Source organism: Owenweeksia hongkongensis DSM 17368 (assembly GCF_000236705.1).
In the GTDB taxonomy this organism is placed as follows: domain Bacteria; phylum Bacteroidota; class Bacteroidia; order Flavobacteriales; family Schleiferiaceae; genus Owenweeksia; species Owenweeksia hongkongensis.
Map to the genome: position 1 here is coordinate 921,708 of NC_016599.1, position 15,425 is coordinate 937,132.

Annotated in this window: 17 protein-coding genes and 1 other RNA gene; 8 read left to right on the forward strand and 10 right to left on the reverse strand. The window is 38.6% G+C overall.

What is annotated here, in order from left to right:
• Positions 1-217: 217 nt before the first annotated feature.
• From OWEHO_RS04190 to OWEHO_RS18175, 3 genes are all read left to right on the forward strand, one after another.
• Positions 218-946, forward strand: a complete 729-nt coding sequence (locus tag OWEHO_RS04190; protein WP_014201223.1) for an LA_2272 family surface repeat-containing protein — start codon at positions 218-220, stop codon at positions 944-946.
• Between the two features lie 138 nt (positions 947-1,084).
• A complete protein-coding gene (locus OWEHO_RS04195) occupies positions 1,085-1,306 on the forward strand; it encodes a DUF2683 family protein (RefSeq protein ID WP_041627434.1) in 222 nt (73 codons plus the stop codon).
• A complete protein-coding gene (locus OWEHO_RS18175; protein ID WP_083828032.1) occupies positions 1,307-1,420 on the forward strand; it encodes a Txe/YoeB family addiction module toxin in 114 nt (37 codons plus the stop codon).
• 534 nt (positions 1,421-1,954) lie between these two features.
• Here the strand turns inward: OWEHO_RS18175 and OWEHO_RS04205 are convergent.
• The 4 genes from OWEHO_RS04205 to OWEHO_RS04220 are packed head-to-tail and all read right to left on the reverse strand — an operon-like array spanning position 1,955 to position 4,921.
• Positions 1,955-2,359 carry a hypothetical protein gene (locus tag OWEHO_RS04205; protein WP_014201225.1) on the reverse strand — a complete coding sequence of 135 codons (405 nt, stop codon included), beginning with the start codon at positions 2,357-2,359 and terminating at the stop codon, positions 1,955-1,957.
• A 50-nt stretch (positions 2,360-2,409) separates the two neighbouring features.
• Positions 2,410-3,402 carry a glycosyltransferase gene (locus OWEHO_RS04210; protein WP_014201226.1) on the reverse strand — a complete coding sequence of 331 codons (993 nt, stop codon included), beginning with the start codon at positions 3,400-3,402 and terminating at the stop codon, positions 2,410-2,412.
• Positions 3,403-3,406: 4 nt separating this feature from the next.
• Positions 3,407-4,363 carry a glycosyltransferase family 2 protein gene (locus OWEHO_RS04215; protein WP_014201227.1) on the reverse strand — a complete coding sequence of 319 codons (957 nt, stop codon included), beginning with the start codon at positions 4,361-4,363 and terminating at the stop codon, positions 3,407-3,409.
• Entirely contained in the window at positions 4,364-4,921 is a 558-nt protein-coding gene (locus OWEHO_RS04220; RefSeq protein ID WP_014201228.1) for a DUF4199 domain-containing protein, read from the reverse strand.
• A 109-nt stretch (positions 4,922-5,030) separates the two neighbouring features.
• Here OWEHO_RS04220 and ffs point away from each other — a divergent pair.
• The 5 genes from ffs (at position 5,031) to OWEHO_RS04240 (ending at position 10,494) form a co-directional block, all read left to right on the forward strand.
• An RNA gene (ffs, locus tag OWEHO_RS17615) (signal recognition particle sRNA small type) lies at positions 5,031-5,129 on the forward strand.
• Between the two features lie 125 nt (positions 5,130-5,254).
• On the forward strand, positions 5,255-7,693 hold the full coding sequence (locus OWEHO_RS04225) for an ATP-binding protein (protein ID WP_014201229.1): 2,439 nt from the start codon (positions 5,255-5,257) through the stop codon (positions 7,691-7,693).
• 51 nt (positions 7,694-7,744) lie between these two features.
• Positions 7,745-8,401: a fructose-6-phosphate aldolase gene (fsa, locus tag OWEHO_RS04230; RefSeq protein WP_014201230.1), complete on the forward strand. Its 657-nt coding sequence runs from the start codon at positions 7,745-7,747 to the stop codon at positions 8,399-8,401.
• Between the two features lie 78 nt (positions 8,402-8,479).
• Positions 8,480-9,103 (forward strand): L-threonylcarbamoyladenylate synthase, encoded by a 624-nt coding sequence (locus OWEHO_RS04235; RefSeq protein WP_014201231.1) that lies wholly within the window; start codon positions 8,480-8,482, stop codon positions 9,101-9,103.
• Positions 9,100-10,494, forward strand: coding sequence for a hypothetical protein (locus tag OWEHO_RS04240; protein ID WP_014201232.1), 1,395 nt, complete (start codon positions 9,100-9,102; stop codon positions 10,492-10,494). Before OWEHO_RS04235 ends, OWEHO_RS04240 begins: the two co-directional genes overlap by 4 nt.
• Position 10,495: 1 nt before the next feature.
• Here the strand turns inward: OWEHO_RS04240 and OWEHO_RS04245 are convergent, their stop codons facing one another.
• Genes OWEHO_RS04245 through nusB form a run of 6 tightly spaced genes read right to left on the reverse strand, consistent with a single transcriptional unit; the run spans position 10,496 to position 15,413 of the window.
• A complete protein-coding gene (locus OWEHO_RS04245; protein ID WP_014201233.1) occupies positions 10,496-12,001 on the reverse strand; it encodes a bifunctional ADP-dependent NAD(P)H-hydrate dehydratase/NAD(P)H-hydrate epimerase in 1,506 nt (501 codons plus the stop codon).
• Complete coding sequence (coaE, locus tag OWEHO_RS04250; protein WP_014201234.1) at positions 11,961-12,557, reverse strand: dephospho-CoA kinase; 597 nt, start codon at positions 12,555-12,557, stop codon at positions 11,961-11,963. Before coaE ends, OWEHO_RS04245 begins: the two co-directional genes overlap by 41 nt.
• Complete coding sequence (locus OWEHO_RS04255) at positions 12,554-13,552, reverse strand: CdaR family protein (protein WP_014201235.1); 999 nt, start codon at positions 13,550-13,552, stop codon at positions 12,554-12,556. The genes coaE and OWEHO_RS04255 overlap by 4 nt, the downstream gene beginning before the upstream one ends.
• 33 nt (positions 13,553-13,585) lie before the next feature.
• Positions 13,586-13,933, reverse strand: a complete 348-nt coding sequence (yajC, locus tag OWEHO_RS04260) for a preprotein translocase subunit YajC (protein WP_014201236.1) — start codon at positions 13,931-13,933, stop codon at positions 13,586-13,588.
• Positions 13,934-13,939: 6 nt separating this feature from the next.
• A complete protein-coding gene (locus OWEHO_RS04265) occupies positions 13,940-14,416 on the reverse strand; it encodes a DUF1573 domain-containing protein (protein ID WP_014201237.1) in 477 nt (158 codons plus the stop codon).
• 55 nt (positions 14,417-14,471) lie between these two features.
• Entirely contained in the window at positions 14,472-15,413 is a 942-nt protein-coding gene (nusB, locus tag OWEHO_RS04270) for a transcription antitermination factor NusB (protein ID WP_014201238.1), read from the reverse strand.
• Positions 15,414-15,425 lie beyond the last annotated feature (12 nt).

Below are 15,425 nucleotides of genomic sequence, written 5' to 3' on the forward strand. Positions count from 1 at the left end.
TTTTCCCCCGCCTTTCAGGCGCCCCTCCCGAGGGAGACATAACTTTGTGCTCCGCTTACGGAGCTGGCCTTCCGTGTATAGTAGTTTAGTACTTAGAACGGATTACAAATCCGCGCTGACCGGAAACTCTTCTCTACTTTCATTTTCTTTACTACTTTGTACATGATTTAAAATCAAGTAACACGCTTTAGTAGCCTTCCTTCTTTATGCTAAATACATGATCAAATTCTCTCTGAAATGTTTTTTAATATTCGTATTGGTAACAAGTGTACCGGCAAACCTCTATTCACAGAATTCCGCAGATTCAATCAAGTGGAAGACTAACAATGTAATTGCTCTCTTTCCAAAAAATTATTCTAAAAACAATGGTCTAATAATTACTGATGCGATAAATAAATATCAAAACTCCAACGGCTTTCACCTAGAAATTATCGGGCGGGGGTTTGCCACGATGACTACTCCACGTTCCACTTTTATTATTTCGGACACATTTGATCTAAGTAATCTTAATGACACCCTAGATTCTTGGACTACCAGCAAAGTAAACGGGCTATCCGTTTCTCCATTTGGACTATTGAGCAACAGTAATTTTAAGGGACTTTCAATAAATGGTTTTGGGTTTTATATACCAAGATTGAGCGGTATGGGAATTTCAATATTTGAAGCTCAAAGTATCAAGGCGCAAGGATTGATAGTTTCTGCCGGATGGACAAGGGTTGGTCTCATGCAAGGTGTTGAAGTTGCCGGCTTCAATGGTTGTTGGATTTTAAATGGGCTTCAACTTGGAATTACCAACTCCTGTAAGCGAGGTAAAGGCTTGCAAATAGGTTTATTTAATAGCTCAGATGACTTTAGAGGAGTTCAGATTGGACTATTGAATAGGATTGGAAAGTTGTATGTACCTGTGCTTAATTTGAATTTCAAGAAAAAAGAAGACTTCAGCTGACGATAACTGTGAGCTTTCACTGGGAAGTTAGAGCGGATTGGTTCAGATGTTTAAAACGTCTATTTTTGTGAGAGGTTAAGAATCACATTAGCTTATGAAGCTATTACTAATGGACTCTTAGAAACCAACAGTTCCATCATGAAAACAGAGAACACATTCATCATACACCCTGAAACCAAAGAGCAGGAAAATGCCCTTAAGGCTTTTATAAAAGCACTTAAGATGAAGTTTGAAATAAGTGAGAGGAAAACCTATGATTCTGAATTTGTGGCTAAAGTAGAGGAAATCAGAAATCAAGCTTATGAGGGAAAAACCACAAAAGTTGACAAAGACGATCTCAAAGAATTTTTAGGCTTGTAAATAAAACATGAACTTACCGGATGTTGGTCACGGAGAATAAATAAAGAACATCGCCTTGTCTACGAGGTTGCTGAAAACGAAATCTTCATTCTATCGGTTAAAGGACATTATTGATAATGTCGTCTCTATGGGTATATTTTGCGTAGAAGCTTCGCCAGAATTACAAATCCGCGCGAACTAGAGACTCTATTTTAACAACACTTCCCAGAATAATAAGTAAATCCCAAGTATAATCGCCCCCACAGCTGCTCCATTTACTCTTATCGAATATAATCTATCATAGCCATCCTCACTCTCTCGCTCCTTCCTTTTCGAAAGAATATACTGAACTATCCCAAACACAAGACAGCCAACCCCGAGAAATATATACTTCCAGTTCTCCATTGTTTTATCTATTCAAAGACTCAAAATGTTTTTTTTTTTTGCATTGGATAAAGCTGCTGTGGATACTTTCGTACTAGCGCGAATTAGAAGCCATACCAATCCTTAATATCACAACTTCAATCCCCCTTCCTTCCCAGCAACATTATAAGCCCACCAATTCCTAAAAAAACCCGAGATGGCGCGGATTTGTAATCCGTGCCAAATACCTTAATTGCTATAGTTGTTGTACTCCGCACGGATTACAAATCCGCGCTAACTGGTAAGCTAATAATTATCATCCCTTCTTAAGAAAGAGTAAACCTCAATCGAATTATGTTTCTTAATCAAAATAGTGTCACTATCTGCTGCCTTAAACAATGAGTCTCCCACCTCCACAATTTCATTAATTCCAAATGAGCCTGCCCCTTTATCCTCTTCAGCTACAACTCCAAACTTGTCATTTCCAACTTGGAGCCTTGAAAAGACCGCTAAGTCTCTAAACCCATTCTCTATAAAGTTGTATTTAAAAAGTACTTTTCCTTTTATGGTTATTTCTTTTTGCAAAATTGGATACTCAAGTTGTAGCTCTTGGTCACGTAAAGAACCTTCCCGAATATTGTAAACAATCACAGCTACCACCACTGCTAAAATTATGATTGCTCCGCAAATTTCTCCTTTCGTAAGTCGCATAGAAGCTTTATTTTAAAATATTGATAAGGTTGTAATGGATATCAAACACTCTACAACTTCAAACCACCTTCTTTACCTGCAATATTATAAGCCCACCAATTCCTAAAAAAACCCCAGCCATAACCGCTAAGCATGGTAATGGAAGTAGCGATAGACAAAAATGCAACACCTATATTTTTGCTTTCGAGCAAAGCTCCTGCAAAAATGGCTACTAAATATGCGGCAAAGCCTCCCGCTGCGTATAAGGCCAATTCAGTAAATGGTGTAAACTGAAGCACCAAAACGGTGATCATGAAGAGTAAAAAGGCAAAAGGAAACATGTGGGTCAACTTAAGCTCTTCCTTATGGCGTTTGTAAATGTTGATGCGGGCTGCACCAAAGCGAAACACTTGTTTGAAAAACTGCTTTAGGCTAGTTCTGCGTTTGTGGTACACATAAGCTTCTTCAATAAGACCAACTTGGTATCCAGCCTTTATTACTCGAATACTCAGCTCAATATCTTCGCCACAGCGAAACTCTGAATATCCACCAACCGCCTCAAAAACCGAGCGTTTCATGCCCATATTAAAACCACGAGGGTGATAAGCTCCAACATGATTTTTCTTGCCGCGAATTCCTCCAGTGGTAAAAATGGAAGTCATGCTGTAAGAAATCGCCTTTTGAAGATTGGTAAAATCCTTATGCGCAGCATCTGGGCCACCAAAAGCATCCAAAGGATTTTGCTTTAAGTAGGCTTCAATATTATTGAGATAGTTCTCAGGAATGATACAATCCGAATCTAAGAAAATGATGTACTCCCCTTTGGCATGTTCAGCCGCACGGTTTCTGCCATCACTCACCGAAAGGTACTCTTCATAAACTATGGTAAGCGGGTAATGACCGTTATTTTCGAAACGCTTAAGCTCAGGACGCAAAGTATCTCCGGGAGTTCCATCGCCAAGTATAACTTCAAAGCTGTGGTGATTTTGCGAAAGCAAGCTTTCTAAAAACTCGGTTACTTCATCCGGTCTTTTGAAGGTGGGCGAAATAAGGGTAAACTTCACGATGCTAGTCTAGGTTTAATCTTTGCCCAACGGTATACTCAGTTTTCCTTCCGCTATTGCGAACGATAAGCTCGGCTATAAATCCTGTAAGGAAAAGCATGGTTCCCAATATCATTGAGGTAAGCGAAATGTAAAACCAAGCGATATCAGTTACCAGTCGGGCCTTTTGGCCAATGCTCAACATATAAAGTTTATCAGCACCTATATAAACTATGGCTCCAAAACCTATTAAGAACATCAGCGTTCCGAAAAGGCCAAAGAAGTGCATAGGGCGCTTGGCAAACTTGGAAATGAAGGCAAGGGTTACCAAATCTAAAAAGCCATTGACAAAACGCTCCAAACCAAACTTGGTAGTACCATATTTACGGGCACGGTGCTCCACTACTTTCTCCCCTATCTTTTTAAATCCGGCATTTTTTGCCAAAAAAGGAATGTACCGGTGCATTTCACCATGTACATCCACGTTTTTAACTACATCGTGTTTATATGCTTTCAAGCCGCAATTGAAATCATGCAGCTCGATATCGCTCATCTTGCGCGTAGCCCAGTTAAAAAGCTTGGTAGGAATAGTTTTAGAAATCGGATCATAGCGCTTTTTCTTCCATCCACTAATAAGATCATAACCTTCATCTACAATCATGGCGCGCATCCCTGGTATTTCATCCGGGCTATCCTGAAGATCGGCATCCATGGTGAAAACTACATCACCTTGGGCGGCTTCAAAGCCTACATTCAACCCTGCCGACTTTCCGTGATTACGTCTGAATTTGATTGCTTTTACCTCGGGATGAGCAGCAGCCAATTCAGTAATAACCTGCCAACTGTTGTCGGTAGAGCCATCATCTACAAATATTACTTCATAAGAATAATTGTTGGCCACCATTACTTTGGCAATCCATCTATAAAGTTCCGGTAAGGACTCGTCTTCGTTATAAAGAGGAATTACTATAGAAATATCCATCTATTCGTTGTCGCCATCTAGAGGTTGATACTCAAAATTGGGCTTGTCTTTTTTCATTACCGCAGCCACGATAAGTCCCAAAATAGCGTAAAACACTATTCCCATAAAAAAGCCTTTTACCTGATTTAAAGCAGAAAATTGATTGTTTTCCTCCATAGCGCTCACCTGTTTTTCAATTTCAGATTCTGGTGTACCCAGCTTTTCCATAAAGGATACTGAAGTTTCTATGGTAAGTTCTTGCAGTTGATCAGCAGCCTCAGTATCAACAACTCCAAACAACAAAATTGCAAAAACAGTTGACAGTAAAGATGATAAAACAAAGGTTAGAAGGAACGTGGAGAAAGCATTCTTAAATGAAATGAACCCACCCATTGCAACCTTGGCTGTGCGCACAGCGATAATCAATAAGACAAAATTGATAACCCATAATGAGATACCTGCCCACATATTCACCATGAGGTGCATATCTACTAAGTAGGCTATTAATGTGTAAGATATACCTATAGCGGCTATGATAGGGCCAAACTTTGAAGCGGCTGATTTTACGGCATTGTTCATTGTCGAAATTCTATGTTTTAGGATAGGCGACAAATATAGATAAAATGCCTTGCGAGAAAAGTGAAGAAAGTTTTAATGTTTCCAATGTTTATACTACTTTTGCCGACTAAGGCAAGTCCCATACAACCAGCTCCTGGTGAACTCCCCCAGGACGGGAACGTAGCAAGGGTATCTGGTCGAGCGGTGTGATATGGATCGCTTGCCTTTCTTTTTTTCTCTCCAGCAATTTCTCTCCCTCACTAAAAAAATAGAACAGCTTACTTAGTAAAAAGGTGAAATTGTGTTATCTTTCTTACTTTGGTACCTCATTAACCTTAACCTCTAACGCGATTAATGAAGCTGACTAAAGACTATACTGTTTTAACGCTTCTTGTTTTAATATTCTCTATTAGCATTGTCTATGGTCAGTCTCTTAATGATGCTATGGAAGATAAGGAGGATGCTGTTATGGACAGTATCATCAATCATTTTCAACAATTTGCTTGGAAAGTAAACTCTACATCTCCTGACCTTGCACAAAGTTACCTAGACTCAGCTAGCAACTTTACCAACGCTCGTACACAAACATTAGCTTTAGCTAAAATCCTAGAAATCAAAGGAGCTCTGCACCTTGCTAATTTAAATTATAAAGAGGCGAGCATGGCTCTCAGGCAGAGTATCAACCTTTACAATCAGAGCGACAAACATAAATTTCGCGCAGGCTTTGCTCAAATAGAACTCGGCACTATTTATTACAACCTTGGGCAGTATGAAGAAGCTATAAAATTTTATCAACCTGCCATTGACCTCTTTGATTCGGCTGATAAAGCCAATAAAGTATATGGTAAATCCCTTGCTCATAATAATATTGGATTGTGCCAATTACAATTTAAGGATTACTCAGGGGCTTTGAAATCTTTTAATAAAGGTCTTGAATATAGGCTTACACTACCCCAACCTGAACTAATTGCTCACAGTCACAACTACATAGCAAGGGTTCACAGCGATTTAGGGCACTATGCTAAGGCTGACTCAGTGATAAATGAAGGACTTGCATTAGACGGGCTTGATTCTAATAATATATGGTATAAACAATTAGAACTTAAAAAAGGACATCTAAAAATCCTTCAAGGAAATACTGATGAAGCACAGATTCTATTGGACAAGGTGAATAGTTATGCATACACTAATAAACAAGAAGAGCTTTATGAAGAGCTGAACCAAAGCTTAAGCAAACTTTATATTTCTACCAATGAATTTGACCAAGCGAAAGCCTATGCAACCAGAGGCTATAGAGAACAACTTGCTGGCCGTGATTATAAAGGAGCTATCGCCTTTACTAATCTTAACAAAGAAATAGCGTTACAGCAAGGAAATACCGAAGATGCGCTTCTCTATTCAGAAAAGGTTTCAGCACTAAAAGATTCTTTTATCACCCAAAATAGCATTGCCCTAAAGGATTTAATGAATCTGGGCGGTGAAATGATAGAGGCTCAACATGAAAATAATGAGCTTCAGAATACTAAGAATGAATACTCAAATGTCATTGAAGATCAAAAAGATCTATTGATTGCTTCCGTTACATTAATAGTTTTACTTCTGCTTATAGCATATATAGTAACTCAACTTAACAATAAGTTGAAAGAAAATCAAAAAAACCAACGGGAGCTAAACCTAAGAATACTAGCTGTAATCAATCGTTCTGAAAGTCTTATTATCTCTTTGGGAGCCGATGGCGTGATCCGTGTGATAAATAAACCAGCTGTAAATTTCTTTAAAAATTGGATTAACGTAGAATTGCAGGCCGGAGATCAGATGGAAGAAAAGCTTCTTGAAACAGAGGCTTTTTCATCTTGGAAAAATGCTTTGAAGAAGTCTAAATCTGTCAAACATTGGAAGGAGGTATCTCAATTCAACATAAAAAAACAACGATATTATTTTCTAGAGAACTTCTCTTCTATTTCACATAAAGACGGCTCCTACGCTGGGCTTGTAATGGTAGCCAATGACATTACAAAAGAGCACGAGTTTAACATAAAAATGTCTGAGCAAAATAATAGCCTTGAAAAAAGCAATAAGGCTAAAGAGCGAATGCTTTCTATTTTAGCTCATGATTTAAAAGATGCTGTTTATTCTGCCCACTCCCTCTCCGAGTTGGTTTTGGAAACTCCGGATGAATTTCCAAAAGAAGAGCTCATTCACCTATTCTCACTTCTTCACGGTAACTTTGATAAAACCAAAAGTTTGCTTGATGGCCTTCTTGACTGGATCAGAACCCAAACAGGTGGATTAGATATCAACCCTACCCCTTTTATTTTATCAAATTTAGTCAGTGAAGTTTTTGAAGCATCTTATCCAAAGAGCATTTCTAAGAAAATTGCGCTGAGCATGGAAATTCCAAGTGACCTTGCAGTTTCAGGTGATCGTGAAATGATAAAGACAGTATTAAGAAATTTGGTAAATAACTCCCTGAAATACACCCAACCTGAATCTGGATGTGTAAAAGTAATTTCTGAACAAGATGGTGACATGATTTGTATTTCGGTGAAAGATAACGGTCAAGGGATTTCAAAAGAAAATCAGAAAAAACTGTTTCAAGGGCCAGGAAAGTTTACTACCATGGGAACTGCTAAGGAACAAGGTACAGGCTTTGGTTTGAGTTTGTGTAAAGAGCTAATAAATTTGCATAAAAGCGAACTATCCGTTAACTCGGAAGAAGGCGAAGGCAGTGAGTTTAAATTCCAATTGCCCATGGCTCACACAAACGATCTATCAAAAAAGCAACTTCATTAAGGTAGATACTATTTTACTTTCTACTTTTGCAGCTCACAATAAACATTTACCATGAAATTTTTTATTGATACCGCTAATCTTGAACAAATCAAAGAAGCTCAGGATCTTGGAGTATTGGATGGTGTAACTACCAATCCGTCACTGATGGCCAAAGAAGGCATTACAGGTGAAGAAAACATCAAGCAACACTATTTGAAAATCTGCGAATTGGTAGATGGTGATGTGAGTGCAGAGGTTATTTCAACCGATTTTGAAGGAATGATCAAGGAAGGAGAAGCTCTTGCTGCTCTTCACCCACAAATCATTGTAAAAGTACCAATGATCAAAGATGGTATCAAAGCCCTTAAATACTTTAGTGACAACGGTATTAAAACCAACTGTACTCTAGTATTCTCTGCAGGCCAAGCACTTTTAGCAGCCAAAGCTGGAGCTACTTATGTTTCTCCATTTATTGGTCGTTTGGATGATATTTCAACCAATGGTTTAGAGTTAATCGAAAAGATTCGTCTAATCTATGACAACTACGGTTTTGAAACGGAAATTCTTGCTGCTTCTGTTCGTCATACTATGCACGTAATTGACTGCGCTGAAATTGGCGCTGATGTAATTACAGGTCCATTAAGCTCTATTACAGGTTTGCTTAATCATCCGCTTACTGATATTGGTTTGGAAAAATTCCTTGCTGATCATAAAAAAGCTGCTCAATAGAATAACAGCAACATTTATATTTTCAATGCCTCTGAATATTCAGGGGCATTTTTTATTTTGGGTCATTAAAATTCAACCATGGCAGAATTAGTAAAAATCTACCCTGAAAACCCGAATCCAAAAGCGATTCAAAAAGTAATAGACGTTTTAAAAAAAGGTGGTGTCATCATTTATCCTACAGATACGGTTTACTCCTTTGGCTGTGATATTACTAAGTCTAGGGCTTTAGAGCAGGTTGCTCGTTTGAAAAATATTAAAATTGAAAAGGCCAATTTTTCCATTATTTTTTCAGATTTGTCTCACCTTTCAGAATACACCAAACAAGTAGACACACCAACCTACAAATTGCTCAATCGTGCTCTTCCTGGTCCGTATACTTTCATTTTGGATGCCAGTAATGCCATTCCAAAAATCTTTAAAAGCAAAAAGAAAACAATTGGTATTCGTATTCCTGACAATAATATTCCTCGCGAAATAGTACGTGCTCTTGGAAATCCTATCATCGCTTCTTCTGTACATGATGAAGACGAAATCATTAATTACACCACCGATCCAGAGCTTATTTTAGAAAAATATGGCAAACAGGTAGATCTCATTATTGATGGCGGAATGGGAGATAATCATGACTCTACAGTTATTGATCTTACTTTGGGTAGCCCTGAAGTTATTCGGGAAGGAAAAGGTGACCTTTCCATCTTATGACAAAACGCATTTTACTAATAACCCATGCCATCATTCTTTTGGTGCTTTGGGTTTTAGCTTTTTTTACTGATGGCACAGGAGGTGGCGGTGATTCTATCACCCACTTCTTTTTTGCTCAATTAGCTTGGAAAGAACCCATCAATTTTTTTGACCATTGGGGAAAACCATTTTTCACGCTATTTGCTTCACCATGGGCTCAGTTTGGTTTTATTGGTATTAAATTTTTCAATATTTTCTGTGGTGTTTTTAGCTCCTACCTCACAGCTTTGATTGCCATACGCTTATCGAAGCCATGGCCCTGGGCAATAACAATTATGGCTTTTGTAGCACCCGCTTATTACACCTTTCTTTTCAGCGGACTTACCGAGCCTTTTTCATCTTTAGTAGTAGTTGGTGCTGTGTACCTCTGCCTTAGTGGCAAAATGGGTTGGGGATTATTTTTGGCATCATTTCTTCCATTTTGTAGATCCGAAGCACAGGTTTTTCTTCTCTTCTTCTTTGTCTTTGCCGTTTTAAATAAAGGTTGGAAACTCACTCCACTCCTACTTTCTGGCTACCTTATTTATGGCTTGGTAGGTTCCTTATATTTAGAAAGTCCATTATGGATTTTTGAAGTACCCTATAATCCTACTGGCTCGGTATATGGCCATGGTGAATGGTTGCATTATGTGAATATGCTTACTCACATGCTGGGGGTTCCCTTTATTATTTTGGCAGGCTTAGGTCTCATTCAATTTTTGCGTAAAGCTTTTATTCAGGGAAGTTTTAAGTGGAAATCCGAACTGTGGCTTGTCCATGGGATTTTCTTCTCGCTACTTGTAGGACATACCGTAGTGTGGGCTTTAGGGATTTATGGCAGCGCGGGCTTATCTCGAACATTAATCACCGTATTTCCTCTTCTTTGGTTGATCATGCTGGATGGGCTAATTCTTTTAAAAGACACTTCCGCTAAGCTTTTTGCTGGCCGATCATATATCCTCCCGTTAACAATTATTATCATTCAGGCCGGCATTACCTTCACTAGTCCGGTTTCAAAATATTACTACAATGCTCATTTAAAACTTAATGTAGAAGACCGTTTTATCAATTCTGAAATAGGCCCATTCATCAAAGAAAAGTATCCCGATATACGGCATTTTGTAATTGACAAGCCGTACCTCGCAATTGGACTAGGGATTAACTTTATTGATCCTCAGGAAAGAAGCAATTGGAACGTCTACAATCATTTGGATGAATTGACGCAACCTTCTCTTTTCATTTTTGATCAGCAGTATATTACGGTGCAATATGGCATAGAATTACAACAAGTAAGACAAGAGCAAAAACTGGAAGAACTCCATGAATGGACTTCTCCCAGTGGGCTGAAATATGTTTTATTTCAAAAGAAGTAAGTTAACTCAACGTTCTAAAAGCCTTCCCTAGATTATGAATTACATCTGTGGCCAGGCATGCTTCTTCTGAAGTTTCATCACTTGCAAAATGGGCCGCTATCCCCTGAAGGTAAACGCCTAATTTTGTTGCATGTAAAGGCTCATAGCCAGAAGCCAAAAGTCCTGTAATAATTCCTGTGAGCACATCTCCACTTCCTCCTTTAGCCAAAGCAGGGGTGCCATAGTCCATAAAATAGATTTGTCCATCGGGCGCTGCAATGGCCGTGATGGCGTCTTTTAAAACAACAATAATGGAATGTTTTTTAGCAAATTCCCTCAGTCTTTCTAGGTAATCTGGCTTTAGTTCTTGAAGACCTAAAAGCCTTTTGAACTCTCCGGGGTGAGGAGTTAGAATTGTTTGGGTACTCAGCTTATTTACAAAGTCAGGGTTTGCTGCCAAAATATTTAGGGCATCAGCATCAAGCACCATTTTGCCGTCAAAGGCTCCTAATAGGTTTTCTAGAGTTTTAGACGCTTCAGAAGAAGTTCCCAAACCTGGGCCCACTCCTACCGCATTGTATTTTTCCAAATCAGGTAAACCTGAAATTACCTCTTCATTATCTGAAGAAATCACCATGGCTTCGGGTAAAGCACTTTGATAAATTTCTACACCGCATTTTGGAATAAAAGCTGTCAGCAGTCCTGCTCCGCTTCGCAAGCAAGCCTTTCCGCTCATCAGAGCTGCCCCCAAACTACCATAGCTGCCTGCAATTAGTAAAGCGTGACCGTAGGTTCCTTTATATGAAAATTTTTCCCTTGGCTTATATAAGTCCGCAACTTGATCAGGTATAAGGTATGAATACAAAGAAAACGTTCTTTCAATAAAGGCCTCATCTAAGTTAATATCCAAAACTTCGATTTGACCAACTAAATGCGCGGTATCCTTATGCACCATGCTAAGCTTAGGACATTGAAATGTAAGCGTCACATCTGCTTTAAAAATTACATCAAAGCTGTTCTCAGAGTTATCATCTGCAAATAAACCTGTAGGAATATCTATCGCAAGCCTTTCATTCTGTAAAGTATTAAGAGATTTTACTACATCGGCCAGCAAACCTTCGAGTGGTCTTGATAACCCCGACCCAAGCATTGCGTCAATTAAAACAGTGTCATCATCCCTTTCTGGAATTTCTGCTGCAGCTGAAATATGCAATACTCCTACTTCTAAATCACTAAGCCTTTTATAGTTTTCCTTAAAATCTTCACTAGCAGAATCACTATGTTCGATTATAAATACTTGAACGAAATAGTCGTTTTGAAAAAGCCATCTGGCAAGAGCCAAACCATCACCACCGTTGTTGCCTTTACCACAAAATATAGCAAAAGAACTATCATCAGAATAACTGGCATCAATACTCTCAAAAAGCTTAGAAACCGCCCGCTCCATAAGATCTATAGAGGATATTGGCTCGTTTTGTATAGTTTGCTTATCGGCTTCCCGAATTTGCTGTGCGGATAATATTTTCATGGATGTTGATTACTTGCTTTATCACCGATTCGGTAAGATCATTTGTAACAATATAATCAGCTTTTTCCAATTTTTGTTCTTGCGGCCATTGATTGTTCATCCTTGCCTCAACCTCTTCCCTAGTCATACTACTACGGGCCATTACGCGGTTTATTCGCATCTCCTTTGGCGCTGCTACTACCAAAATTTTATCACAACTCTTATAGCTACCACTCTCAAAAAGTATAGCAGCTTCCTTTATCACGTAAGGATAGGATTGATTCTCGTACCAGTTTTGAAAGTGACGCGCTACCGCAGGGTGTATTAGGTCATTTGCCTTTTGTAACAGATTTTTGTCTCCAAAAATGAGTTCTGCCATTTTTGGGCGAACGATTTTACCTTCCTCTATTATTTCGGTTCCCAACAGACTTACCACTTCAGCTTGTAATTCCTTATCGGTATCAATAATGGTTTTAGAAAAAGCATCGGCTTCATACACCGGAACTCCTAAAAATTCAAAAATTTTGGCAACTGTAGATTTTCCGCTACCTATACCGCCTGTGAGACCAATTATCATTTTTCGGTAATAATAAACTCAAGCTGCTTAGGGTCAATAATAAGCTTCTTGAGATAAGGTGGAGAAGATTCCATGTAAACAGTAAGAAAGCGATCATTCTCCATGCTCTCAATTTGATCGTAGTCTACATAAGCTTCAAAATCATCTTTTGAAACCTTGCTAAAATCCTCTAAAGCAAGTTGATATTTGACAAAAACCTTATTAGGAAATAGCGTGATATTATATGACTTTGGCAGGTTGATCACCTTTACAGGAATTTCAAACTTACCCTCGGTAAGGCTGGTGTATAAAGCCTGAACCCTTACTTTTTCCTGAATAATTTCTAAATCCTTGTTTTTTGACATTTGCAACTCCACCTCTACATCTAAGGAATCTGTGTCCTCACTTGGAGATATTGGTTTAATGAAGAGTGAGTCTATTTGACTTAAAGTTTGCTCAGAACCAGATATCATAACAGAGTCTGGTGTAATTACAGGCTCTGCATAGAGTGTTTTAAAATCTGAAATTTGACGTTTTCCTTTAAAGTACACCTTAACCTTCTTACTTCGCACCAGGCTAAAGTTAAAATGAACTGTATCCGGCTTTATGTCCACTATTTCGGTATTATCGCCCAGTTGTGACGAGATCATATTTCGCCTGGATTGCGTATTCCAAGTATAATGCTCGGCATTGCTCATATCCAGCCTACTTACGTCAATTTCGATAGGACGTAATGAACGAATCTTATATTTTAAAATTTCAAAGCCCTGAGAACGAAGCGTAACCTTGAGGTGATCGATTGGCTGGTTTAGTAACTTTTTATTGGCAGGAACTTCCTTGTAAATCACAGGGAAGTTGACTTCACCTGTGTACCCCTCTTTTGAAAGCTTAATCAAAAACCATAGAAAAACAGAAAGGATGATGCAAAGTACTTTCGCACGATTATCACCTGCTAGCAAGGGTTTCCCCAATTTTAGCAACTTTTCTTTTATGTTTTCCAGGTTGTTGTTTGCCATATAAAAAAACGGGCACTAAGGCCCGTTTCTAATTTACTTCTTGTCGGACTTCTCTTTTGGATCGTCCTTCTTTTTTTCATCTTTTGGAAGATAAATAGCACTCATAGCTTTATTTACCGCTGTCTTGTCAATTCGCAAGCGGCTATTTTCACTTTCCAAAATAATATATTTCTCTTCTACTTCAAGGATTTTGCCGTGTATACCACTTGTGGTCACAATGCGCATTCCTTTACTTATTTCATTCTGGAAGTTTTTCTCTTCTTTCTGACGCTTAATTTGCGGACGGAAGAAAAAGAAATACATAACCACAATTACAAGTAAAAGCGGTAAAAGAGATCCCAAGCCACCACCGGCCGCTTGTAAAAAAATAGATAATATCATCAAATATTAATTTTGAGCTTCTGCACTAGCATCAGCTGAAGGCTTTACCTGAGCTGAAATCTTAAGCACTTTAGAATTAGGTACAGTGTTAGCGCTAAGGGTAACTTGCTTTTGCTGGTTACCTGCACGGCCTTGGCTGTTAAACTCAACGTGGATGGTACCTTCCTCACCTGGGGCGATTGGCTCACGTGGCCATTGTGGCACAGTACATCCACAGCTACCAGCTGCATTGGTAATAATCAACGGAGCATCTCCTGTATTTTTGAATACGAAGTCATGCTTAGCTACAGTTCCTTCCTCAATTTCGCCAAAGTCAAAAGTCTCTTCAGTAAATTCAAAAGAAGGTGTTCCTTTAGTTTCTACGTCAGCAGCTTCTACTTTAGTACCTTCAGTATCATCTGAAGCTACTTTACTTGCAGCATTGTCACATGCGGTGAATGCCATTAAAAGCAATCCTGAAAAAGCGAATGCAATTTTTCTCATTTGTGTGGTATTTTATTTTTTAAAATTTGAGTTTTCAATATTAACAAAAATGATGCTAAAGAAGTCCTCTGCCAATTTTTCGGATATCACCTTTATCAACAAGATCTGTCTTTAACTTGTCAAGTATCCCGTTTATAAAGTTTCCACTTTTAGGCGTACTGTATTCTTTGCTCAATTCTATGTACTCATTAAAGGTTACTTTAATGGGTATTTCCTTAAAGTTGGTAAGTTCAGCTATGGCTTGCTTCATCAAAATAATATCAATAAGCGCAATGCGATCCATTTCCCAGTTTACCGCCTTTTCGTGGATAAGTTCCTCATAAGCTTCGCTATTGGCTATACACTTTTTATAAAGTGTTTCGGCAAATGACAAATCATCAGAATCCTTGATAAGCTTTGGCAAAGCTGTAAATTCATCCATCTCTGCTGAAAAGCGTTTTATGGTTTTAGCCACCATCATTTGTGCAGCATCCAAATCATCTGCCCAATGCATGTTTTTATCTTCATACAGTTGGTGCACCAAATCGCTATTTACAATGTAGGTTCCATAAACCCACTTTATAAACTTCTTATCAGCCTCAATACTATTTTCAGGAAGAGCAATGTATTCTGCATACTCTTCACTAGCCTCCATTTGCTTATAAATGTTGCGAAGAGCATCTCTATTCTCTCCCCAACTCACATGGTTTAGCTCAATCTGTTTGTTGAAATTAACATTGGATTTTAACCAATTCAAAAACATATTGTCCACAAAGCGAGTACTTGGATTAAGATCATCGGCTGTAGGCAGTCTCTTGTTCTTTCTTCTATCAATTTCATCTTCAGCTATTCGGAGTAAATCCGATAAAGCTTTGAGTTCAAAAAGATATAGGTCATAAATGCCATGGATGCTTTCCATTAGACGCTTATTGCCCCTGGTCATTTCTGTACCTTCATTTTGAAAGTACTCATATAGCGCCTGAAGCACCTTGATACGTATATGTCTACGGCTCAGCATGTAGTGGCTTGG

Bases quoted from the DNA above. Each gene is read 5' to 3' on its own strand.
- OWEHO_RS04190 (WP_014201223.1), top strand. From the start codon at position 218: ATGATCAAATTCTCTCTGAAATGTTTTTTAATATTCGTATTGGTAACA.
- OWEHO_RS04195 (WP_041627434.1), top strand. From the start codon at position 1,085: ATGAAAACAGAGAACACATTCATCATACACCCTGAAACCAAAGAGCAG.
- OWEHO_RS04205 (WP_014201225.1), bottom strand. From the start codon at position 2,359: ATGCGACTTACGAAAGGAGAAATTTGCGGAGCAATCATAATTTTAGCA.
- OWEHO_RS04215 (WP_014201227.1), bottom strand. From the start codon at position 4,363: ATGGATATTTCTATAGTAATTCCTCTTTATAACGAAGACGAGTCCTTA.
- OWEHO_RS04220 (WP_014201228.1), bottom strand. From the start codon at position 4,921: ATGAACAATGCCGTAAAATCAGCCGCTTCAAAGTTTGGCCCTATCATA.
- OWEHO_RS04225 (WP_014201229.1), top strand. From the start codon at position 5,255: ATGAAGCTGACTAAAGACTATACTGTTTTAACGCTTCTTGTTTTAATA.
- fsa (WP_014201230.1), top strand. From the start codon at position 7,745: ATGAAATTTTTTATTGATACCGCTAATCTTGAACAAATCAAAGAAGCT.
- OWEHO_RS04235 (WP_014201231.1), top strand. From the start codon at position 8,480: ATGGCAGAATTAGTAAAAATCTACCCTGAAAACCCGAATCCAAAAGCG.
- OWEHO_RS04240 (WP_014201232.1), top strand. From the start codon at position 9,100: ATGACAAAACGCATTTTACTAATAACCCATGCCATCATTCTTTTGGTG.
- OWEHO_RS04245 (WP_014201233.1), bottom strand. From the start codon at position 12,001: ATGAAAATATTATCCGCACAGCAAATTCGGGAAGCCGATAAGCAAACT.
- coaE (WP_014201234.1), bottom strand. From the start codon at position 12,557: ATGATAATTGGTCTCACAGGCGGTATAGGTAGCGGAAAATCTACAGTT.
- OWEHO_RS04255 (WP_014201235.1), bottom strand. From the start codon at position 13,552: ATGGCAAACAACAACCTGGAAAACATAAAAGAAAAGTTGCTAAAATTG.
- yajC (WP_014201236.1), bottom strand. From the start codon at position 13,933: ATGATATTATCTATTTTTTTACAAGCGGCCGGTGGTGGCTTGGGATCT.
- OWEHO_RS04265 (WP_014201237.1), bottom strand. From the start codon at position 14,416: ATGAGAAAAATTGCATTCGCTTTTTCAGGATTGCTTTTAATGGCATTC.
- nusB (WP_014201238.1), bottom strand. From the start codon at position 15,413: ATGCTGAGCCGTAGACATATACGTATCAAGGTGCTTCAGGCGCTATAT.